We start from the raw sequence: 21662 nt of genomic DNA on the forward strand, positions 1-21662 counted from the left end.
ATACCAGTCTGTTTTGATAACAATTTTATCATGAAATAACGGTGTTTATTCATAAGGCATTAAGTTTTGCGTTAAATATTGGTAATAGTGGTTTTTTTTAGGTACTACTATTTTCTTGAATTTAAAAATTATTACATAGTGTAAATAGAAATCACTACGTTTTTATCATTCTGTTTTTAAAGTGTTTTTTTGTATTTTAAATATATCCATTTAGCGGTTTTATAGTTTTCATGGTAACAATTAACTTGTTGACATATTGGTAACAAAAAATATAGCCTTGTTTTGCCGGTTAGGTGATCGTTTTGGTAATACCAATTTAAAGGTTTTTTATTTTCAAATTTTTTTTTGTTGTTACCAATTTTTTTGGGTTTAAAAGTCTGTTTACATGATGCGATCTAGGTTTGGTTTTTATCGCCAAGCTAAGCTGTAAGGTTGCTTATTATTCAGGTTTAAAGGAATAAAAATAATGGTTAAATTTAAAAAGTTACTTATTTGCTCTGCAGTTGCTGCAAGTACTTCTTTTGTGCACGCTGCCTCGATTGAAAATTCAGGTTTTGAAGGTGGCTGGAGTAATTGGAATGAAACAGAGCCTGCAGCGCTATCTTCAGATTCGTATAAAGGCTCTAAATCACTGAAAATACAAGGTAGCCCAGGGCGTGTTTATCAAAATGTAGATGTAGATCGAAATACTCAGTACACGTTAAGTGCCTATGTACTCGGTAAGGGGCAAATCGGGATCAATGATCTTAATGGTTTGTTTAAAAGTGAGAAATTCAATGTTTCTTCATGGACAAAAGTATCTAAAACTTTCACCACGGCTAACACTGGTTCACTACAAGTATTTGCTAAGCATGATAAGAGTTCAAGCGATGTTCGTTTTGATGACTTTTCGTTAACTAAGGGGAGTTCTTCTGGCGGTGGAGACACAGGTGGTGATACTGGCGGCGGTGATACGGGTAGTGGCTCTGGTATAGCGAGTAACATCACCAACGGTAGTATTTTTGATCTTGAAGGTAATGATCCTCATCCATTAGTAAATAGCGATACTTTGGAGTTTGTTCCTTTAGAAGCGCGTCATATCACTCCAAACGGGAATGGCTGGCGTCATGAATATAAAGTTAAAGAAAGTGCACGTGTTGCAATGACCGAAACCTATGAGGTTTTTGAGGCAACTGTAAAAGTTGAAATGTCAGATGGTGGTAAAACAATTATCTCTCAGCACCATGCTAGCGATACCGGGACAATTTCTAAAGTGTATGTTTCAGATACAGATGAATCTGGGTTTGATGACAGTGTAGCTGGAAATGGCATTTTTGACGTTTATGTTCGTCTGCGAAATACAAGCGGTAACGAAGAAAAATTTGCCCTTGGTACTATTACTAGTGGTGGCTCGTTTACTCTACGTGTTGAAAACAATTATGGCGATGTTGATGTTAGCGCACTAGGTCGCTCATTTGGTATACCTGTAGAAGATGACTCAGAGTCATACTTTAAATTTGGTAATTACCTACAATCACAAGACCCTGATACATTGGATGAGTGTGGGGAATCGGGTAATTCGGATTCTTTCAAAGAGTGCTTTGAAGATTTAGGGATTACAGAATCTAAAGTAACGATGACGAATGTTAGTTATACTCGAGAAACTAATTAATTAGCTACTCAATCATGGCCACTCAATTGAGTGGCCATACTAAAATTGCTTTAATTTATAGCCATTTTTTATTTTTAAAGTACACGCCAATACCACCAGTAAGTACAATTAAAAATATGACAAAAGCACTAAATGCATAAGGGCTTTCGGTACCCGGAATACCCCCTACGTTTACACCTAACAGGCCAGTTAAAAAGCCTAGCGGTAAAAAAAGTGCCGCTACTACTGACATAACATACATTCGCTGGTTTAACTGTTCAGAGACTTGGTTAGTGATTGTCTGCTGAATGATTTGCGCACGCTCAATCGAGCTATCAAGCTCCTCTAAATAACGAATAAGTAAGTTAGTCGTTTCATTAAGTTTTGCTTTATCGTCATCCAACAGCCAGGAATAGTGATTATTTACCATTGAGCTAAGGGCTTCTTTTTGCGGTTTTAAATAGCGTTTTAAGGCAATTGTTTGACGGCGTAACTGTGATAAACCTTGGTTATCAAACCTTTTACTAGGTTCATCTATTTCTTCTTCAAACTCATCGAGTGTTTCATCGAGTGAATCAATAACGCTTTGCATGCGAGAGGTTAGTTTTTGTGTAATGGAGCATACTAGCTCAGAAATATTACATGGACCTTTGTTTTCATTTAAACACGCAAGCGTATCTTGCACCGATAATAAACGGCGCTTACGGGTGGTAATAAGGATATTTTCACTAATAAATAAACGAATTGAAACCATGTCTTCAGGGCTTTGTGCTGGGTTTAAATTTACACCACGTAAAAATAACATGTGCCCATTAGTTGTTGCTGTAATACGTGGTCGTGTTTCATCAGCAATTAAAGAGTCTAATTCGTAATCGTTTAAATGAGGCTGTGCCTTGAGCCACTCAACCGCCTCACTTTGGCTATAGTCCATGTGCACCCAAAGTTTCCCTTGGCTTGGTTGCCAGCTATTTAGCTCATTCGTGCTTTCAATAGGGCGAGCGCCGCCTTGTCCATCAAGTACAAGTGCATGTAGTAAACCATTAATCATAATTATTTCTCATAATAGTGTATTTTTAATACCGTTAACTATAGTGTATCTACTTAAGTATTTTAAACTTACCTTTATTTTTAATAAGTTAAGTTTGAACAACTAAATAAATGCAGAGCCTCGGGGCTGAGCAAAGTAGCATAAAGTACTGTTCAGTAAGGCGTGCATTGTGTGACTAGTTGTTTAAAAAGATCAATTTAATTTACTAATCGACTAGATAAATTTATTTCGTTGGTGTTTTTTTACCTGTAGCGTATAAGTCACTTTTTTATTAAGGGCACATTTATGACAGCAAAGATTACAGTTGGTTGGCGTGAGTGGTTAAGTTTACCTGAGCTTGGTATTAACGATGTAAAAGCAAAAATTGATACAGGCGCTCGCACTTCATGTATTCATGCAATTAACATTGAAGAATACGAAGTTGACTCAGAGAAATGGGTTAAATTTACGGCCCAACCATTGCAGGATGATGAGCAAACGCAAGTCACTTGCAAGGCAAAAGTTAAAAAAATGAAGTACGTAACCAGCTCAAGTGGGCAAAAAGAGTTACGCTATTTTATAGAAACTACATTGCATGCAGGCGAGCATAGTTGGCCGATAGAGCTTACTTTAACAAGCCGTGCAACAATGAAGTTTAGAATGTTATTAGGGCGTACAGCCATGGAAAATCGTATAGTCGTTGACCCGGCTTTATCTCAACTATTAGGTCGTAAGGTTTAACTATGAAAATCGGTATTTTATCTCGCAACAGAAAACTATATTCAACACGTCGCTTAATTGAGGCGGCAGAAGCACGCGGTCACGAAGTTAAGGTGATTGATGCATTACGCTGCTATATGAATATAAACTCGGAGCAACCAGAAATTCACTATCGCGGTGAAAACTTAAAAGAATTTGACGCAATCGTCCCGCGTATTGGTGCATCGGTTACATTTTATGGCTGTTCGGTACTTCGTCAGTTTGAAATGATGGGTGTTTACCCAGTAAACGAATCAGTCGCTATTTCTCGTTCGCGCGATAAATTACGCTCACTTCAGTTACTTTCGCGCAAAGGCGTTGGTATGCCAGTAACAGGTTTTGCGAGCAAACCAGATGATGTAAAAGACTTACTAGAAATGGTAGGCGGTGCACCTGTTGTAATTAAATTACTTGAAGGCACACAAGGTATTGGTGTTGTACTTGCTGAAACACGCAAAGCGGCTGAAAGTGTTATTGAAGCATTTATGGGCTTAAAAGCTAATATTATGGTTCAGGAATACATTAAAGAAGCAGGTGGCGCGGATATACGTTGTTTTGTACTAGGCGATAAAGTAATAGCAGCTATGAAGCGCCAAGCACAAGAAGGTGAGTTCCGCTCTAACCTTCACCGTGGTGGTAGCGCTACGTTAGTTCGCATTACTCCAGAAGAACGTAAAACGGCAGTAGCAGCGGCTAAATCAATGGGCTTAAACGTAGCGGGAGTTGATTTACTTCGCTCATCTCGTGGACCACTTGTGATGGAAGTTAACTCATCACCAGGTTTAGAGGGCATTGAAATAGCAACAGGTAAAGACATTGCAGGCATGGTGATTGATTTCATCGAAAAAAATGCTTCAAGTAAAGGAACAGCAACACGTGGCAAAGGTTAAAATTAACCGTCCTTTTTCCTTATTAGGAGAGAGTGTAGGCGTAGGCGAGCGTAAAACACTTGCCTTAGAGGCAGCTAAACTTTATACCCATTCACCACTTAATATTCCTATTGAAGTGGTTAACGGTGTAATGGAAGGTCCTGTGCTTATGGTGTGTGCAGCGATTCATGGTGATGAGCTAAATGGCGTAGAAGTTGTGCGTCAGTTAATTGCTAAAATAGACCCAAGCCAACTGCGTGGTACGATAATAGCTGTGCCTATTGTGAATGTGTTTGGCTTTATTCATAAATCGCGTTATTTACCAGACCGACGCGATATGAACCGTAGTTTCCCAGGTTCTGAGCGTGGCTCACTTGCTGGGCGTATGGCTTATATGTTTTTTAATCAAGTGGCAGTACATTGTACTCACATTATTGATTTACATACTGGCGCTATTCATCGAACTAACTTACCGCAAATTCGCGCTAATTTAGAAGATGAAGCAACGGCTGATATGGCTAAAGCATTTGGTACACCAGCGGTAATAAATGCATCATTGCGTAATGGCTCATTACGAAGTGAAGCTGCAAACCTAGGTATACCGGTTATAACCTATGAAGCAGGTGAAGCACTGCGTTTTGATCCTATAGCTATTGCGGCAGGTGTGCAGGGTGTTGATTATGTTATGCGTCATTTAAAAATGATCCGTGGCAAGCGTCCTAAAAAGTTACCAGATCCTATCATTGCAGGTTCGACTAGTTGGATACGTGCAGAGGTTGATGGCATTGTGCGTGCACAAGTATCACTAGGTGAGCATGTGACTAAAGGGCAAGTACTTGCTTATATTAGTAGCCCATTAGGCGACTCTGAGCTTGAACTTTTAGCGCCCAAAGGCGGGATTGTTATTGGTCAGCAAACTATGCCATTAGTAAATGAAGGTGACGCGGTATTCCACCTTGCTTACTTTGCAAATGACAATAGTTTAGTAGAGCAGCAACTAGAGAACTTTATTGATGAAATAAATGATTTAGATGACGAGCTTAAAACAGCTGAACTAAATAACTAATAGCTAAACTAAATTCTGTTTAGCTAAGCATTAAAAAGCCGCAGTAGGTAATTACTTACTGCGGCTTTTTTGTGGATATTGCTTTATCAACGATGCTTTTTAAACTATGTTTTTTTAGGACCAATAATACGCTTTATAACAGGGGGTTTAGTTGGCTTTGGTTCTTTATTTAAAACCATGACAGGACGGGTCACAAATAAATTGTTAGGGTAAATTACACGGTGCCCATCAATATGTTCAAGTACTACATTCATTAAGCCCATTTCAACAATGCGCCCTTCAACATGATTCGCACCATCAATAATTCGTACCCAATAACCAACGCGGCAATCGTTTTGAATAAACATCAGTAAAAATGCGGTGAGGTTACTCAATAATGACCAAGCGGCAAAAAGCGCTACCCCTAACATGGCAAATAAAGAAGAGCCTAAAACCAATAAACCACGCAGCTCTATACCCCAAAATACTAAAACCAAACACAGTACTACAAAGGCGAGTATAATTTTTAGTAAAAGCTCTGCACGGTATTTTCGGTGTAAATCTACTTTGCCTTTAATCGCTTTTTCGAGTAGTTTTTTGGTTATTTTTAATAGAAGAGGGAAAACCAAAATAGCGATTATAGTTACAACTAACTTATATTGTGATGCAAACAATTCTAAAACTTCTATTATTTCCACATTAGGTCCTGAACTTTCATAACAATTTAATGCAATTGGTATTAGTTTAACGTGTTTGTATTATTTAAAAAGTGTTTTTAACGCTTACTAGCCACTGGACTGAGTCTACATCGTCGTAGCTATCGACTGGGGCTGCAATATCAATGTGGATCATGGTTCCTGAATTTGCACGACTTGGTGCTAAACGAAGACCCACGCCTATATTTTTTAATACATGTGCGTTTTCGCCATTATCTTTATCGTTAAACCATGCTCTGCCTACATCTACAAAAGCTGCGCCACCCACTTTAAATAATTGTAGTAAGTCGTACTCCCAGTAATAGCGTTTTTCTAGATTAACTAAAAAGCTACGGTCGCCATGTTGATAATCCATAGGGTAACCACGCAGGCCTGTTTCGCCGCCTAAAGTAAGTTGTTGATCAGCAGTCAGGTTTTTTGCGTATTGCACGCGGGCTTTAACATACCAAGATTGGTCTTCACTGGTATTTAAATAATATTGTACTTGGCTGGTGGCCATAAAGTTTTCGAGTTTTTTCTGTTCTTTATTCCAATAGCCATCAATATCAGCACTAAAACGCCATAAGGTATTATCGTTAGTAAAGTGGGCTTTTTTAAAGTTAAAAGAATACACCGCGCGGCTGTCGTCATTACTTAATGACTCATCTGAATAGCCAATTAAGCTTTTAATATTCCAACCTAAATTTAAATCTTCAGTGCGAGATATACTGTCAAAATTGCGTACCTTTATGTAGTTATCTTCAAACCAATGGCCGCTTATAAAGGGGTAACTTAAACTTCTGTCATCGGCAAGTGGTGCAAATGTGGTGTCTATAGCTTCAAAGGTATGCTGCTCGTCGGTATAGCCTAACGTTAGTCGCTGGGTCCAATTATTATTAAGCGCTTTAGAGTGTCCTATAAATACACGGTTTAAATCGGTAGTTTGATCAAATTCGCTAAACTCTTCGCCGCGTTTATATAGTGACTCTTCGCGCTGCTCAGAATAGCTTAAAATACCGTAACTAAAGGGGGTGTCAATTGCGTAAAATGGATAGGTTAGCTCAAGCAAATGGCGCTTGCCGTCGCTGTTATCGGCGTACTCTAAACGGCCTCGGTAGCGAGTAGATAAAATATTAGGATCGTCGTAAACAAATAAGTAACCGCTGCGATCGCTGTCAGTCGTGCGCGAAAAAGAAAGGCGCTTACCCCAGCCAAGCAGGTTAGATTCTCTAAAACCTATACTCGATTTGTTTTCTCCACCGCTCCGACTAAAGTTCACTTCAGGTAAAAGTGTCCATAAATCACGGGTAACCACTTCTACATTAACGTCGCCGTCGCAGTTTTCGGTAGCACTAATTTGTGCATCATATAAGTAGCTTTCTTTGCGAAGTAAACGCTCAGATTCTGCGAGCTTTTTAGCGTCGTACTTGTCACCTGGGGAGAATAATAAAAGGTTATTAATGACATCGGGCTCTGTTTGAATGTGAGCGCGATTAGCAAAACGGAATAAAGCATTATTTTCCTCTTCAAGCTCAGTATTAAATACATTAAGTTGCTTGAGCTTTATTGAGGCTATTTTAGCGTTACTATTACTGTGCGTGAGGGTTGTTTTGTCTTGAACTTCTCGGCGTAAGTTTTTATTTGTGCTTAAATCTGTCTGTTCTACAAGGCAGTTATCAGTTTTCGTTGAAGATTGTTGTGCGAATGCATTAGGCACATAAAAGCTTAAAACCGTTAAGCTAATACAACATTGTGCTATCCATTTCTTGTTCACCATTAAACCTCTTTACTGCTACGTAGCAAATGACTATCGTAATATCAGCTTACATCATTGTTATTATAATGTAAGTAAAAGGTATGGATTTTGAAACTAATTAATTGTTACTCATATTCACTTATGTTAATAACCAACCTGGTTTAGAACCGCCTGTGGGCGGGGTATTAAAAGCTAACTTAAATAAAATGCTAAAGCGGCGAGTAAGTGTTCAGCTTCATGACCTACGGCATTAATCCAAATACTTTGGCTGTAATGCTCATAGTTTAAATTAAAGGTCTGCTGATTATAGGTAAAGCGGACTTGATGGCGATCGGCGCCTGCAGAATACTCATTGAGTGTTACATCGTCCGAGTGTAAAAAGAGTGTGCTCCACAGTTCAAAGTCCTCATCGTGTGGAGGCTCGACTGGCGTAATTAAAATGTATTTATGGGCGTGGTCATATTCTATTTGGGTCATAACATTCTTAATTTGTAGCTAGGTAATTGCGAATTGCAGTTAAAAATTCGCCGCCGTACTTATTTAACTTAGTAAAACCCACACCCGACACTTTTAAAAATTCACTGTCGTTTGTTGGCATAAGCTGCGCCATTTCGGCTAACGTTTTATCATTAAATACCACATAAGGTGGTACATCATCGGCATCAGCAAGTTCTTTACGTAGTGCGCGCAGGCGAGCAAACAGTTTTTTGTCGTAATTAAATTGCGCTAACTTATCTTGATAAACGTGTTTGGCTTGCAGGCGTGGCTCGGCTAATTGCAGTGCGTATTCACCTTTTAAAATTACACGAGCGGCTTCTGTTAATCTAAGTGACGCACCTTGTGTTATATCTTGGCTAAGTAAGCCTTGATGAATAAGTTGGCGTAAAATACTGAGCCAAAACTCACTGCTTTTATCTTTACCTATGCCGTAGGTACTTAACTCATGATGATTATTATCGCGGATGCGGCTCGTGTTTGCACCGCGAAGTAATTCAACAATATAACCAAGTCCAAAACGTTGTCCCGCTCTGTACACACACGAAAGTGCTTGCTGGGCGACTAACGTACCATCAAAGCTTTTTGGCGGATTTAAGCAAATATCGCAGTTGCCGCAAGGTTCGCGTTGATATTCACTAAAGTAGTTAAGTAATATTTGACGACGACATGTTTGCGCTTCGGCAAAGCTTGCCATTGCGTTAAAGCGTTGTTCTTCTACGCGGCGGCGTTGTTCGTCGTCTATGTCTTCAAAAAAGCGCCTTACGCGACCAATATCAGCTGGATCAAAATACATTATAGCTTCTGCGGCAAGTCCATCTCGCCCAGCTCGACCTGTTTCTTGATAGTACGACTCTATACTTTTTGGAATATCGTAATGCAGTACAAAACGCACATTAGGCTTGTTTATGCCCATGCCAAAAGCAACGGTTGCGACCACTATCTGTATATCGTCACGGGCAAACCCGGTTTGTACAAATTGTCGTTGCTCGTTACTCATACCAGCATGATAAGCGGCAGCGTTTAGTCCTGCATCTGCAAGCTTTTCAGCAATGTCGTCTACGCGTTTACGGCTGGTGCAATAAATGATACCGCTTTGGCTTTTTTGCTCCTTTAGGTAGCGAAGCAATTGCACCATAGGTTTAAATTTTTCTTCTATGGTGTAACGAATATTGGGGCGATCAAAGCTGCCAGTATGAATATAAGGCTGTTGTAGTTTTAATTGCTCAACTATATCAAACCGTGTGGCTTTATCGGCGGTGGCGGTTAATGCCATCATTGGGACATGTGCAAAACGTTGCTTTAATTCGTTTAAGCGAAAGTAATGAGGTCTAAAGTCATGACCCCAATGCGACACACAGTGCGCTTCGTCAATAGCAAATAAACTCACATTTAAATGCGATAAACGCTCTAAAAATTCGTGTTGTAATACTTTTTCAGGCGCCACATATAAGAGCTTAATTTGCCCCTGATGAAGCTGTTGATACACCAATTGCTGTTCTTCTCGTGCTAAGCTGTTATTAACGTAAGCGGCTTTTACCCCAAGAGCTTGCAGTTGCGTTACCTGATCTTGCATTAGCGATATAAGCGGAGATATAACAATGGTTACGCCTTCGAGTACTAAAGCAGGGATTTGGTAGCACACCGATTTTCCGCCGCCAGTAGGAAGCAATACAAGCGAGTCTTGACCGTTAATAGCGGCATCAATAACTGCTTTTTGACCGTCGCGAAATTCACTGTAGCCAAACACTTGTTTGAGGACAGTTTCGGGTTTACGCACAAGGGTGCTAGAAGGTGGAGTTGATGTATTCATTGGCGGGTATTTTAGTGGTTTTTTAGTGAGATGTCTTTAGCTGAGTTACTTGATAAATTATTTAAGTGGAGTCTCGTAGTTTTACACTATGTATGTTTTACTCATCTTACCTGTTTTGACATAGAGAATAATAATGAATAAAGAAATGTTAATTGAACAAGTGGGCGCGTTATTTGTAAATGGCATGCCGTTTAACCAGTTTTTACAAATATCGGTTGAGTCGTTAAGCCCTGAACAGGCCAAAATTACGTTCCCGTGGCAGGATGTACTAATTGGTAATCCTGCGCAAAAAATACTCCATGGTGGTGTTATTTCAGCCGTACTTGATAATGTAGGCGGTATGCTCGCTGCAGCAAGTGTAATTGATAAACTCACCGATTTAGATATCACAAGTGTGCAAACAAAATTAGCCACGCTTGGGACTATCGACTTACGTACTGATTATTTGCGCCCTGGTAAAGGAGAGAGCTTTACTGCCAGCGCAACACTTATTCGTTCAGGTAATAAAGTATGTGTATGCAGAATGGAATTACATAACGAACAGTCTGTTCAAATTGCTTTTGGAACCGGTACGTATTTAGTTGGATAAAACGCGCGTGGCAAGTAAACTAGCGGCCTTTTAAATCACTAAGTGTTTATTATGTCGATTGATACCGAGCAGCGTAAAGGTGCTATTTTTGCTTGTCTTGCTTTTTTTATGTGGGGTCTTGCGCCAATATACTTTAAGTTAATTCAGCATGTTACTGCCTTTGAAATTTTAATGCATCGGGTTGTTTGGTCGGTTGTATTTTTAGTACTGGTAGTAAGTATTTTAAAGTATTGGGACAAAGTAAAACGCATCATTGTTCAGCCTAAGCTTTTGCTTATGCTTGTCATTACCTCTGCACTGCTTGGGTTTAACTGGGGTTTATTTATATGGGCTATAAATAATAACCATATGCTTGATGCGAGTTTGGGCTATTACATAAACCCTCTTTTAAATGTATTGCTGGGAATGCTCTTTTTAGGTGAACGCCTGCGTAAGTTTCAAGGCGTAGCAGTAGCACTTGCCTTTAGTGGTGTTGTACTGCAGCTAATTAGTTTTGGCTCGTTTCCGGTAGTTGCATTTTCATTGGCTATATCGTTTGCGCTTTATGGTTTAATACGTAAAAAGTTACCTGTTGAAGCTCTGCCTGGTATTTTACTTGAAGCACTTATATTACTGCCTGTTGCACTCATCTATTGGTGGTTAATGGTGCCTACAGCAACATCAAGCCTCCCAGCCAACGATTGGCATACAAATGCATTACTGATTAGTGCCGGTATTGTAACTACATTACCCCTGCTGTGTTTTACCGGTGCAGCTAAGCGCTTACAATACACTACACTTGGTTTTTTTCAGTACATTGGACCAAGCCTAATGTTTATATTGGCAGTGGTGTTTTACGGTGAAATTTTTGATGCGGAGCGTGTAGTAACGTTTGCATGTATTTGGAGTGCATTAGCTATTTTTAGTTGGGATTCTTATCATCAATCACGTAAACGTAAAAAAGCGGCGATTACAGCCGCAGAAGTATAATTAACTAATAAAATGGTTAACTAACTACTTTATTACGACCAGATTCTTTAGCATCGTAAAGTTTTAAATCGGCCTGTTTTAATAGTTCATCAATTTGATAAACAGGCCCGTTTGAGAAGCCAATAGAGATAGTAAATTTAATTTTAGCTTTACTAAATTCTTGGCTATTCATTTCTATAAAATACCTAAAACCTTCAAGCCTTTTTAGTGCTTCTTGTTTATCAGTGTCGGCAAAGTACACTGCGAATTCTTCACCACCTAAACGCGCTACTAAATACTTTTTAAAATATTTACTAAAGCAAATAGAAAGCCCTTTTAATACTTCGTCGCCTACATCATGTCCGTGTGTGTCATTAATCACTTTAAAATGATCAATATCAAGCATTGCTAAGGATCCTGAACCTTGCTTACTTTTAATCTTTTTAAGTGACTTATTGGTTTCTTCAAAAAAGTAACGGCGATTAGGTAAATTAGTTAAATAATCAGTGTTAGCTTGCCGTTTTATTGTGGCCATGAGCTCTAACATATCGACGTTTTGGCTTAGACGACAATAAAACTCTTCATTATAAAAAGGTTTACGAAGGTAGTCGTTTGCACCATTTTTTAAAAACAACGTTGATAAATCAGACGAGTCTGCGGCAGAAACACCAATAATCACTTTTTCATCGTTGTCATATAAACGACGAATTTCAGTGCATAGTTCATCACCATTCATGTTTGGCATTTCGTTATCAGTAATAATTACAGATATATCAGGTGAGGCTTCAAGCGCGGCTAGTGCTTCTATACCGTCTTCGGCTTGTAGAATTTGATATTTATGACGTGCAAGCAAGCTGCAAATGTAAGTACGTGTAGATGCAGAATCATCAACAACAAGCACTTTTACATTTTCGTTGCGAGTTAATCTAAGTAATTGTCTTTCGAGGTATTGATACGCTTGTTTGTTTTCTTTAATGATGTAATCAATGATTGGATATTTTTCGACTGTATCGCGGGTTTGTTTATCAATATTACCCGTCATTACAATAGTTGGAATGTCAGCCTTAACAGTACACGGTACTGCTTCACCAGATGGGGCATCAGGTAATATAAAGTCGACTACAGCACAAAAGTAGCTATTTTTACTTATAAGCTCTTTTGTTTGTGCTAATGACTCAGCTATATCAACTTCATAACCTGCTTTAAGCGCGATGTGCTTTTGCACTCGCGCCATTGCAGGTGTATCTTCAACTATTAGTATTTTTCGCGTCACGTAACACCTTGTTTATATTTTGCAAAAATATTTGCTTATACAAGTTGTAACTGTTAAAACGCAAAAAAGCAAATAACTTAAGTACTTACAGGTTATCCGCTTCTGAATAATACTCTTGGCTAATTGGTGCTGGCCCTGACATTTTTGAACGGCCAAATAAAGTATGAAATTTAGTTTTACAGGTCGTTAGCTTTAAGTATTTTACCCAAGCTCGTTCGATTGGGTTAGTAGGTTCTTGTGAGCCAGTTACGACTGCTACAAACTGTTCTTGGTGTTCGTTTTGCGGCTCAATTGTTTTACTGTATAAGCCTTTTAAAACAACTCCGTGTTGTTCAAGTATGCTGGCTTCTAATAAGGTGAAGTTTCCGCTGCGGCTAAAGCCTCGTGGAAAGTTTTGATCATCATAAAATTGACGTTGGCTAACAAATGCTTGGCGTAGTAATGAAATGTTATTGCTCATAGCTTTATCCTCATACCTTAGTAATTAGATGGAGTATGATGCAAGTTTGGCAATTTATTAAACAAATTATTTTTATCGTGAGGATAAAAAATTGGATATCGATTTATTAAAAACATTCGTTGAGGTAGTGCGTACGCGTCACTTTGGTAAAGCGGCCGAAAACCTTTATATTACGCAGTCTGCAGTGAGCTTTAGAATTCGCCAATTAGAGCAAGGGCTTGGTGTTAATTTGTTTATTCGCCAGCGTAATAACATTCAACTTACAGCACCTGGCGAGCGCTTATTACCGCACGCGCAAATGATTATTACAGGTATGCAGCGCGCCAAAGTAGATGTTGCGCTTGCCGATAATATGCATAAGCAAATTAGCTTAGCAGGAACGCCTAATATTTGGGATGCTTTTTTACAGTTTGGTATAACAAATATTGTATCGGCGATGCCGGGCGTGTCGTTGGTTGCAGAAGTTAAAGCACAACAAGAAAGCACTCGACTATTATTAGAGCGCACGCTTGATTTGGCAATATTGTTTGATCCACCAAAAGTAGACGAGTTAGTAGTAGAGCGAATTTGTGAGTTGCCAATCATTCCTGTAAGCGGATATGACACAGCAACCAACGAAAACTTTTTTGATAATCAGTATGTATATGTTGATTGGGGAACTACTTTTTCTCTTTGGCATGCACGCCAGTTTACAGGAAAAACGCCACCTTACTTTAGAACTAGCACAGGACGTATTGCACTTGATTTAATACTGCAATGTGGCGGCAGTGCATTTATACCTCAAGTATTGGTAGAAGGGCATTTAGAAAAAGGTGAACTGTTTCATGTTAAAGATGTAGAAAATACCTCGCGAGACGTGTTTATAGCGTATCACAGAGACAACGAGCAAAAAGAGTTAATAGAAACCTTAGTTAATTTACTATCGCAAATGACGCCAAGCTTGTCATTAAAGAAAAGTAAGTAAGTTCGGCCGTTTATTAGGCTTTCATGTTATTTTGATTTCAAATTTAATGCATTTTTATTAACAAAAAAAGACATTAATATTTCCATTGTAATATTACTGTCATTTAGCGGTGACAAAATGCAGCAGTTTTAAAAATTAGTCTTTTGTGATTATCCAAGGAAATAACATGAAATTTGTAAAATCGAGCTTATGCTTAGCACTATTAAGTGGTTTATCTTTTAATGCACTTGCCGACGTAGACATTTACGGTAAAGCGAATGTAACAGTGCAATCATCAGATGATGGCGAAGGGTCTTTTACTGAGATAAAAAGTAATGCATCTCGTCTTGGTGTTAAAGGTTCTGAAAAAATAAATGATAGTTTAGAAGCGGTATATAAGTTTGAGTTTCAAGTTGATGTGTCTGATGCTGATTCAAAAGGCGATAACGACGATAACGACGATAACATTTCTGCGCGTAACCAATACGTTGGTTTAAAAGGTGCGTTTGGCCAAGTGGTTATTGGTCGTAACGATACTGCGCTTAAGCAATCTCAAGGCAAGTTGGATTTATTTAACGACCTTGAAGGCGACATTAAAAATGTATTTAAAGGTGAAAACCGCTTAGGAAATACAGTTAGTTATTCATCAAACTCATACGAAGGCTTTAAAGTACTTGCTACTTTTGTAGCTGAAGATGATGTAGACGCTGATAACGGTTACTCAATGGCAGTGACCTACGGTGACGTGGCACTTAAAAAGAGCGCGGTATACGCCTCTATTGCAGCCGATAGTGAAGTAAATGGCTACGATGTAGTACGCGCGTCAATCCAAGGTAAAGTTGAAAACTTTAAGTTAGGTGCAATGTACCAAACACAAGAAAAAGTTGACGGCAGCGCAGAAGCGGATGGTTATCTATTAAATGCAGCTTACAGCATGGGTAACAACACATTTAAAGTACAATACCAAGACATGGACTTTGACGACAGCGACGATAAGTCAGCAATATCAGTTGGTCTTGATCACAAATTAAATAAAAACATTAAAGTATTTGGCTTTTACTCAAGCTTCGACATGGACAACAACGTTGACCAAGACTACGTAGGCTTAGGTATGGAATACAAGTTTTAACTATTCGCTAAATTAGTTAAAACACTCCCTTTTTAACCGCGCTCTTTTGAGTGCGGTTTTTTTTTGCTTTAAATTATTTACTTAGCCGCCCATAATAGAGCTTCATTTGGAATGAGGTGCGAGTCCTCGACTGTTCCCGCAACTGTAATTAGCGCAAAGCTTTAAGTCAGATACAAATGGTATAATACCAATTTTATTAAAAACATGATCTTTCTAGCGAATTAAATAACTTACTAACTTCGTTAAAAATTATTCATATAGAACAAGTATATGTCATAATTTCCGCCTTGTTATTAAGCTATTTATTTGTCGCTATAATAAATCACTAATTTAATGCAATTGGTATGAATTCTTTTAACGAGCGGCTTTACTCATTTTTTCTTGTAGTGCATTAGTATTTTTATCGCATTTTTAGTGAGTTTAATCCCGTCTAGGACTGACTATTGCACACTCAAACGCCATTAAATACACCATTGCTAAACGTTAAAAACGTATCGTGGGATATTGGCAATAAAACGATTCTCAAAAAAATAAACCTTAAAATAACCACAGGTAAATTTGTTGGTTTGATTGGTCCCAATGGCGCAGGTAAATCGAGCTTATTGCGTTGTCTATATCGTTTTAATAAACCAAGTAATGGCGTTGTAGAATTTAACAGCACAGATATTTGGCAGCTAAAAAGCGATGAGTACGCAAAAAAAGTAGCGGTTGTTTTACAAGAAACCCCGTCGCAATTTAACTTAAGCGTATTTGATGTTATTGCGCTTGGGCTAACGCCTCATAAATCGCTATTTAGCTCAGTAACTAACACTGATAAACAAAAAGTTATTCAAGCTATCAATACCGTTGGGTTAGTAGATCATAGTGATCAAAGCTTTGAATCACTCTCAGGCGGTGAAAAGCAACGTGCCTTGATAGCCCGCGCCATAGTTCAGCAACCTCAACTGTTAATAATGGACGAGCCAACTAGCCATTTAGATGTTAAATACCAAATACAGGTGATGGAGCTTGCTAAATCGTTGGGTGTAACGGTGTTTGCATCGTTTCATGATTTAAACTTAGCCTCTGCAATGTGCGATGAACTAGTGGTTATTAAAAATGGTGAAATTACGCATTCAGGTGCGCCAAGTGAGGTATTAACCGAAAACATTCTAGGTGAGGTTTTTGGTGTCTGCGCTCAAGTAAATAACCACCCGCAAATATCGAAGTCGGGAAATAACATTCCTCATATCACTTACTTTTATGGTTACAAATAATATGAGCACAGTTAATACTCGCCAATCACTTGCGCTATTTATAAGTGCTGCAGCTGCTTTATTTAGCTTATTTGCAGCACTTAGTTTTGGCGCAGCAGATACCTCACTACAAGATGTACTTAATAGTTTTTTGCTCTCAAATGATGCCTCTTTTAATACGCGTATTATTTTTGAACTAAGAATGCCACGCACATTACTCGCTTTTTTAGCAGGCTCTGGCTTAGCCATTGCGGGGCTTATTTTGCAAACGGTAACGCGCAACCCCCTAGCCGACCCTTACTTATTTGGTATATCGTCGGGTGCCTCATTTGGCGTGGTGTTACTTATGGCGCTAGCAGGTATTAGTGCAGGTTTTATGTTATCGGCAGCAGCGTTATTAGGTAGCTTACTCGCTATGAGTTTATTAATTCTTATTGCAGGTAGGCAGCAAAGTGCACAGGTAGAATCAATGCTATTAGCTGGCGTTGCTCTGTCGTTTTTATTTAGTGCGTTTACCAGTTTGTTGCTTTATTGGAGTGACCCTCAGGCGGTAGCCGCTATTTTATTTTGGACACTGGGCAGCTTTGCTCGTGCGCAGTGGGCTACGCTTTGGTTGCCTTTATTGGTAATTACATTGTGTACGTTTGTAATGCTGAGCTTTAGAAGACAACTCAATGCCATGTTACTTGGCGATGAAAGCGCAATTACATTAGGTGTCAGGGTCCAGCGCTTTAGAATACTTATGCTAGTTTTAAGCTCATTAATTACCGCTGTGCTGGTGGCTATGTGTGGTGGTATTGGGTTTGTAGGATTAATGGTACCGCATATTGTGCGCTTTTTTATATCCCAAGGCACCATCGCTGGCTTACTGGTAACCAGCTTGGTGGGCGGTACATTTATGGTGTGGGTTGATGTACTTTCGCGCTCATTGCTGAAAAACCAAGAACTGCCCGTAGGTGTTATTACTGCAGCTATTGGTAGCGTGTTCTTTTTGAGTTTATTGTTTTTTAGAAAGCGAAGGGTGTAATTCCATGAAAACCTTAATGGTGCAAGGCACTACTTCCGACGCAGGTAAAAGTACCCTAGTTGCAGCCCTTTGCAGGGTATTTGCTAAGCTAGGGGTAAAGGTTGCGCCTTTTAAACCACAAAATATGGCACTTAATAGCGCAGTAACAAAAGATGGCGGCGAAATTGGTCGTGCGCAAGCTTTGCAAGCAATAGCGGCTAAAGTAGAGCCCGAAATAGACTTTAATCCTATTTTACTTAAACCTAATAGCGATACGGGCGCACAAGTGATTATTCACGGAAAAGCCATTAGCAATATGGAAGCGGGCAAATATCACGACTATAAAAAAGTGGCGATGGATGCAGTAATTACCTCACATAACCGCTTAGCTAAACGTTTTGATTTACTCCTTGTTGAAGGAGCGGGGAGTCCTGCTGAAATAAACCTGCGTGAAAACGATATTGCCAATATGGGTTACGCCGAAGAGGTAGATTGCCCTGTCATTATTATTGCCGATATAGATAAAGGCGGTGTGTTTGCACATTTGGTAGGTACATTAGCGCTACTAAGCGAGTCAGAACAGGCGCGCGTAAAAGGCTTTGTTATAAACCGCTTTAGAGGCGATATAGGTTTGCTGCAAGGCGGGCTTGATTGGCTTGAAGAATACACAAACAAACCCGTACTTGGCGTATTACCTTATTTGCACGATCTTGCGCTTGATGCCGAAGACGCCGTCGCAATTGATAATAATGTAACCAACGCCACAATTAATATTGCAGTGCTACTTGTTCCCCACATTAGTAACCACACCGATTTTGATGCACTGCGTTTGCACCCAAACATTAATATAAATTACGTGCGCCATACGCAAACGATCCCAGACGTTGATCTGATAATTCTCCCAGGCAGTAAAAATGTGCTGGGCGATTTAAATTTTTTGAAAAATGAAGGCTGGGACACTCAAATTAAGCGCCACTTACGCTATGGTGGCAAAGTACTTGGCATTTGTGGCGGCATGCAAATGCTGGGCAATACAATCAACGATCCAGATGGTATTGAGTCGTCATTAAAACAAGTGAATGGGCTTGCTCTATGCGACTTTGAAACCACGCTGACGGCACAAAAAGTATTAACTAAAATAACCGCTACACTGCTTTTAAATAACCAACAAACACCCTGTAGTGGTTACGAAATACATGCAGGGATTAGCCAAGGTGCAGCGCTTAATAAGCCATTTTTAACCTTTGATGAAAGCCATCCACATGGTTTTACGTTTGATGGCTTTATTAGCGATGATAACGCCATTGCAGGCACCTATTTACATGGTTTATTTGATGAAGCCGATGCTACATCGCAAATTTTAAAATGGGTAAAACCAAGCGCCTCAATTAACCCAATTAGTATTGCCACTCATCGCGAGCAGCAGTTAGAACGATTAGCAACCATGTGCGAAACGCATTTAAACATACAGCAAATTATCTCGATTTATGAAGGACACAATAATGACTGAACAAAACAACGATAAGCACAAGCAGCGCCAACAAAAAGTAAAAGAACAAGTGGATGCGCGCGTTGCTGCAGCACAAGATGTAAAAGGTATTTTTCAGGTAATTACCGGCAATGGTAAAGGTAAATCAACCTCGGGTTTTGGCGTTGTAGCACGCTGCGTAGGGCATGGTAAAAAAGCAGCCGTTTGCCAATATATTAAAGGTACATGGGAATGTGGCGAGCGTAATTTATTACAAGGTGCAGGCGTTGAGTTTGTTGTAATGAACACCGGTTTTACCTGGGATACGCAAAATAAAGAAGCCGATACCGCAGCCGCCCAAGCAACATGGCAAGAGTCAAAACGCATGCTTGCAGATAGCAGTATTGATTTAGTATTACTCGATGAGCTTACGTATATGGTGACCTACGGCTACGTTGATTTAGATGAAGTGGTAACAGCGCTTAATAACCGCCCACCAATGCAGTCAGTTATTATTACAGGGCGTGCAGCGCATCGTACTTTAACCGACCTTGCCGACACAGTAAGCGAAGTACGTAATGTAAAACACGCATTCGACTCAGGCATAAAAGCGCTAGAAGGGTTTGATTACTAATGCTTAAAGCGTTTTTTATTGGGCTGCTGCTTTTTAGTGTATCGGGCAGTGCACTTGCAGAGCAGGATAATGATTCTAAAAAGCTGCGCATAATCGCGCTTGCACCACATATAGTCGAAAACCTATTTGCCATAGGGGCGGGCGATAATATTGTGGGCACAGTTGATTACGCCGACTACCCTGCTGAGGCCCAAAGTATTGAGCGCATAGGCGGTTATTACGGTATCTCGCTTGAAAAAGTATTGGCGCTTAAACCTGATTTAGTAATTGCGTGGAAAAGCGGAAATCAAAGCGAAGATTTAGCCCAAATAGAGCGCCTGGGCATAAAAGTATATTTAAGTAACCCCACCACAATCGCTGGTGTAGCCGACGAGTTACTTACTTTTGGTGGATTTACAGGGAATATTGAGCAAAGCCAGCAAGCGGCAAATGCATTTACACAAAAACTAAACGGTATAGTTAAAAGCCAGCAAGATAAAAAAAATATTACCGGGTTTTATCAGTTATGGGCTGAGCCCATGATGACAGTAAGTAAAAATACGTGGATAAGCCAACTGATTGAAACATGCCATGTAAGTAATGTATTTGCACAGAGCGTTACAGATTACCCGCAAATTAGTATCGAAAATGTCATTGTTACTAAGCCACAAGTTATTATTATCCCTGATGAAAAATCAAAAACATCACAGCCGGTTGTTAATTGGCAAAAGTGGCCAGAAGTGCCAGCCGTTAAAAACGATCAATTTATTAGCGTAAATGCCGATTTATTACATCGTTTTACTCCGCGCATGCTAGATGGACTCGCGGATATGTGTGATAAAATAGACGCATCACGTAAACAGATTAAGAGTACACAATGAGCGATTGGGCTACATTTTTAGAAAGTGAATTACAGCAACCTTACATGCAGCAAACGTTAGAGACTGTGGCTAATCGCCGCAATGAAGGTGTTGCTGTTTATCCGCCTGAACCTCAAGTATTTAGTGCTTTTGATGCCACAGCACTAAATGACATCCGCGTTGTAATTTTAGGACAAGACCCATACCACGGAGAAGGGCAAGCGCATGGCTTGTGTTTTTCGGTATTGCCTGATGTAAAAAAGCTGCCGCCGTCGCTTAAAAATATGTACAAAGAGTTAGCTACCGATATCAGCGGTTTTGCTGTTCCTGAACATGGGTACCTGCAAAGCTGGGCAGATCAGGGCGTGTTTTTACTCAATACAGTATTGACCGTTGAGCAAGGGCAAGCGCATTCTCATAAGCATTTAGGGTGGGAGCAATTTACCGATAATGTAATAGCGCATATTAATAAATACCGCGAAGGTGTGGTATTTATTTTATGGGGTGCACATGCACAAAAAAAAGGTAAAGGCATAGATAGCGCTCGCCATCATGTTTTAAAAGGGCCGCACCCATCACCGCTTTCGGCGCATAGAGGCTTTTTTGGCTGTCAGCATTTTTCAAAAACGAATGAGCTATTACAAGCCCAAGGTGAAAAACCGATTAACTGGCAGGTGTAAATAACCTGAGCTCTGAATAATAAATTTATCTCATGCAGCTCTTTTCAGCGCATTAAAAAAGGCTTCCATATATCGGAAGCCTTTTTGTTTAGTTGGGGCGTATTGAATTAAAAGTCGAGCTCTTCAATTGCAATACTGTCTGTAAAGTAGTCTAGTTCTTGTAGTTCTTTACGTAGGCGCTGTTTGTCTTTTATTGCTTCTATTTCACGCCATTTTCTTTTTTTATTTTTCTGAGAGGTTTTCCTTGTTGTATCTGGTCCTTCTAATATCTCTAATATATCGTTTAGGCTATCCATGAACTTCTCCTATTGATTTTATTGACCTCAAGAATACCTATACCACAGGCCTAGTTAAAATAGAATAAAAAAG

22 protein-coding genes and 1 riboswitch are annotated in these 21662 nt (G+C 39.5%); of the genes, 14 read left to right on the top strand and 8 right to left on the bottom strand.

What is annotated here, in order from left to right; translation table 11 throughout:
- Positions 1 to 466: 466 nt before the first annotated feature.
- Positions 467 to 1651 carry a polysaccharide lyase family 7 protein gene (locus H4J63_RS05835; protein ID WP_182195208.1) on the top strand — a complete coding sequence of 395 codons (1185 nt, stop codon included), beginning with the start codon at positions 467 to 469 and terminating at the stop codon, positions 1649 to 1651.
- Between the two features lie 55 nt (positions 1652 to 1706).
- On the opposite strand, the gene H4J63_RS05840 is transcribed toward H4J63_RS05835, so the two are convergent.
- Entirely contained in the window at positions 1707 to 2678 is a 972-nt protein-coding gene (locus tag H4J63_RS05840; protein WP_076925088.1) for a zinc transporter ZntB, read from the bottom strand.
- A 285-nt stretch (positions 2679 to 2963) separates the two neighbouring features.
- Here H4J63_RS05840 and H4J63_RS05845 point away from each other — a divergent pair, with 285 nt between their 5' ends.
- The 3 genes from H4J63_RS05845 to H4J63_RS05855 are packed head-to-tail and all read left to right on the top strand — an operon-like array spanning position 2964 to position 5351.
- Entirely contained in the window at positions 2964 to 3398 is a 435-nt protein-coding gene (locus H4J63_RS05845; protein ID WP_182195210.1) for an ATP-dependent zinc protease, read from the top strand.
- Between the two features lie 2 nt (positions 3399 to 3400).
- Positions 3401 to 4306: a 30S ribosomal protein S6--L-glutamate ligase gene (gene rimK, locus H4J63_RS05850; RefSeq protein ID WP_002961977.1), complete on the top strand. Its 906-nt coding sequence runs from the start codon at positions 3401 to 3403 to the stop codon at positions 4304 to 4306.
- Complete coding sequence (locus tag H4J63_RS05855; RefSeq protein ID WP_024596237.1) at positions 4293 to 5351, top strand: succinylglutamate desuccinylase/aspartoacylase family protein; 1059 nt, start codon at positions 4293 to 4295, stop codon at positions 5349 to 5351. Before rimK ends, H4J63_RS05855 begins: the two co-directional genes overlap by 14 nt.
- A gap of 104 nt (positions 5352 to 5455) precedes the next feature.
- Here H4J63_RS05855 and H4J63_RS05860 read toward each other — a convergent pair whose 3' ends face one another.
- The 4 genes from H4J63_RS05860 to recQ form a co-directional block, all read right to left on the bottom strand.
- A complete protein-coding gene (locus H4J63_RS05860) occupies positions 5456 to 6028 on the bottom strand; it encodes a mechanosensitive ion channel domain-containing protein (RefSeq protein ID WP_024605061.1) in 573 nt (190 codons plus the stop codon).
- Between the two features lie 64 nt (positions 6029 to 6092).
- A complete protein-coding gene (locus tag H4J63_RS05865) occupies positions 6093 to 7802 on the bottom strand; it encodes a BamA/TamA family outer membrane protein (protein ID WP_182195213.1) in 1710 nt (569 codons plus the stop codon).
- Between the two features lie 171 nt (positions 7803 to 7973).
- Entirely contained in the window at positions 7974 to 8258 is a 285-nt protein-coding gene (locus H4J63_RS05870; RefSeq protein ID WP_182195215.1) for a DUF3630 family protein, read from the bottom strand.
- 7 nt (positions 8259 to 8265) lie between these two features.
- Positions 8266 to 10089: a DNA helicase RecQ gene (gene recQ, locus H4J63_RS05875; RefSeq protein WP_182195217.1), complete on the bottom strand. Its 1824-nt coding sequence runs from the start codon at positions 10087 to 10089 to the stop codon at positions 8266 to 8268.
- A gap of 133 nt (positions 10090 to 10222) precedes the next feature.
- Between recQ and H4J63_RS05880 the strand changes: the two genes are divergently transcribed.
- Both H4J63_RS05880 and rarD read left to right on the top strand, forming a co-directional pair.
- Positions 10223 to 10678 carry a thioesterase family protein gene (locus H4J63_RS05880; protein WP_024596241.1) on the top strand — a complete coding sequence of 152 codons (456 nt, stop codon included), beginning with the start codon at positions 10223 to 10225 and terminating at the stop codon, positions 10676 to 10678.
- 51 nt (positions 10679 to 10729) lie between these two features.
- Entirely contained in the window at positions 10730 to 11647 is a 918-nt protein-coding gene (gene rarD, locus H4J63_RS05885; RefSeq protein WP_024596242.1) for an EamA family transporter RarD, read from the top strand.
- A gap of 16 nt (positions 11648 to 11663) precedes the next feature.
- Here rarD and H4J63_RS05890 read toward each other — a convergent pair whose 3' ends face one another.
- Together H4J63_RS05890 and H4J63_RS05895 are read right to left on the bottom strand one after the other, a co-directional pair.
- Positions 11664 to 12899, bottom strand: a complete 1236-nt coding sequence (locus tag H4J63_RS05890) for a response regulator (RefSeq protein WP_076925094.1) — start codon at positions 12897 to 12899, stop codon at positions 11664 to 11666.
- Positions 12900 to 12984: 85 nt separating this feature from the next.
- Entirely contained in the window at positions 12985 to 13359 is a 375-nt protein-coding gene (locus tag H4J63_RS05895) for a DUF413 domain-containing protein (protein WP_002961378.1), read from the bottom strand.
- 91 nt (positions 13360 to 13450) lie between these two features.
- Here H4J63_RS05895 and H4J63_RS05900 point away from each other — a divergent pair, with 91 nt between their 5' ends.
- From H4J63_RS05900 to ung, 8 genes are all read left to right on the top strand, one after another.
- Complete coding sequence (locus H4J63_RS05900) at positions 13451 to 14323, top strand: LysR family transcriptional regulator (RefSeq protein ID WP_024596245.1); 873 nt, start codon at positions 13451 to 13453, stop codon at positions 14321 to 14323.
- Positions 14324 to 14489: 166 nt separating this feature from the next.
- Entirely contained in the window at positions 14490 to 15431 is a 942-nt protein-coding gene (locus tag H4J63_RS05905) for a porin (RefSeq protein ID WP_182195219.1), read from the top strand.
- 62 nt (positions 15432 to 15493) lie between these two features.
- Positions 15494 to 15628, top strand: a riboswitch (cobalamin riboswitch).
- 246 nt (positions 15629 to 15874) lie between these two features.
- Positions 15875 to 16687 (top strand): ABC transporter ATP-binding protein, encoded by an 813-nt coding sequence (locus H4J63_RS05910; RefSeq protein ID WP_182195221.1) that lies wholly within the window; start codon positions 15875 to 15877, stop codon positions 16685 to 16687.
- Position 16688: 1 nt separating this feature from the next.
- Positions 16689 to 17693: an iron ABC transporter permease gene (locus tag H4J63_RS05915; RefSeq protein ID WP_182195223.1), complete on the top strand. Its 1005-nt coding sequence runs from the start codon at positions 16689 to 16691 to the stop codon at positions 17691 to 17693.
- Between the two features lie 4 nt (positions 17694 to 17697).
- On the top strand, positions 17698 to 19182 hold the full coding sequence (locus tag H4J63_RS05920; RefSeq protein ID WP_182195225.1) for a cobyric acid synthase: 1485 nt from the start codon (positions 17698 to 17700) through the stop codon (positions 19180 to 19182).
- The gene (gene cobO / locus H4J63_RS05925; protein WP_007376484.1) at positions 19175 to 19774 is read left to right on the top strand and encodes a cob(I)yrinic acid a,c-diamide adenosyltransferase; all 600 of its coding nucleotides are present in this window, start codon (positions 19175 to 19177) and stop codon (positions 19772 to 19774) included. Before H4J63_RS05920 ends, cobO begins: the two co-directional genes overlap by 8 nt.
- Positions 19774 to 20634, top strand: coding sequence for a cobalamin-binding protein (locus H4J63_RS05930; protein ID WP_182195227.1), 861 nt, complete (start codon positions 19774 to 19776; stop codon positions 20632 to 20634). Before cobO ends, H4J63_RS05930 begins: the two co-directional genes overlap by 1 nt.
- The gene (ung, locus tag H4J63_RS05935; RefSeq protein ID WP_182195229.1) at positions 20631 to 21293 is read left to right on the top strand and encodes a uracil-DNA glycosylase; all 663 of its coding nucleotides are present in this window, start codon (positions 20631 to 20633) and stop codon (positions 21291 to 21293) included. Before H4J63_RS05930 ends, ung begins: the two co-directional genes overlap by 4 nt.
- A 107-nt stretch (positions 21294 to 21400) precedes the next feature.
- Here ung and H4J63_RS05940 read toward each other — a convergent pair whose 3' ends face one another.
- Positions 21401 to 21589: a DUF3545 family protein gene (locus H4J63_RS05940; protein WP_007583746.1), complete on the bottom strand. Its 189-nt coding sequence runs from the start codon at positions 21587 to 21589 to the stop codon at positions 21401 to 21403.
- Between the last annotated feature and the right edge of the window lie 73 nt (positions 21590 to 21662).

The sequence above is a fragment of the Pseudoalteromonas sp. 5Ae-yellow genome (assembly GCF_014077565.1).
Taxonomy (GTDB): Bacteria; Pseudomonadota; Gammaproteobacteria; order Enterobacterales; family Alteromonadaceae; genus Pseudoalteromonas.

Coding starts and splice junctions, on each gene's coding strand:
- H4J63_RS05915 (WP_182195223.1), top strand. CDS start 16,689: ATGAGCACAGTTAATACTCGCCAATCACTTGCGCTATTTATAAGTGCT.
- H4J63_RS05880 (WP_024596241.1), top strand. CDS start 10,223: ATGAATAAAGAAATGTTAATTGAACAAGTGGGCGCGTTATTTGTAAAT.
- recQ (WP_182195217.1), bottom strand. CDS start 10,089: ATGAATACATCAACTCCACCTTCTAGCACCCTTGTGCGTAAACCCGAA.
- H4J63_RS05920 (WP_182195225.1), top strand. CDS start 17,698: ATGAAAACCTTAATGGTGCAAGGCACTACTTCCGACGCAGGTAAAAGT.
- H4J63_RS05940 (WP_007583746.1), bottom strand. CDS start 21,589: ATGGATAGCCTAAACGATATATTAGAGATATTAGAAGGACCAGATACA.
- ung (WP_182195229.1), top strand. CDS start 20,631: ATGAGCGATTGGGCTACATTTTTAGAAAGTGAATTACAGCAACCTTAC.
- H4J63_RS05905 (WP_182195219.1), top strand. CDS start 14,490: ATGAAATTTGTAAAATCGAGCTTATGCTTAGCACTATTAAGTGGTTTA.
- H4J63_RS05840 (WP_076925088.1), bottom strand. CDS start 2,678: ATGATTAATGGTTTACTACATGCACTTGTACTTGATGGACAAGGCGGC.
- rimK (WP_002961977.1), top strand. CDS start 3,401: ATGAAAATCGGTATTTTATCTCGCAACAGAAAACTATATTCAACACGT.
- cobO (WP_007376484.1), top strand. CDS start 19,175: ATGACTGAACAAAACAACGATAAGCACAAGCAGCGCCAACAAAAAGTA.
- H4J63_RS05895 (WP_002961378.1), bottom strand. CDS start 13,359: ATGAGCAATAACATTTCATTACTACGCCAAGCATTTGTTAGCCAACGT.
- H4J63_RS05845 (WP_182195210.1), top strand. CDS start 2,964: ATGACAGCAAAGATTACAGTTGGTTGGCGTGAGTGGTTAAGTTTACCT.
- H4J63_RS05865 (WP_182195213.1), bottom strand. CDS start 7,802: ATGGTGAACAAGAAATGGATAGCACAATGTTGTATTAGCTTAACGGTT.
- H4J63_RS05835 (WP_182195208.1), top strand. CDS start 467: ATGGTTAAATTTAAAAAGTTACTTATTTGCTCTGCAGTTGCTGCAAGT.
- H4J63_RS05870 (WP_182195215.1), bottom strand. CDS start 8,258: ATGACCCAAATAGAATATGACCACGCCCATAAATACATTTTAATTACG.
- rarD (WP_024596242.1), top strand. CDS start 10,730: ATGTCGATTGATACCGAGCAGCGTAAAGGTGCTATTTTTGCTTGTCTT.
- H4J63_RS05930 (WP_182195227.1), top strand. CDS start 19,774: ATGCTTAAAGCGTTTTTTATTGGGCTGCTGCTTTTTAGTGTATCGGGC.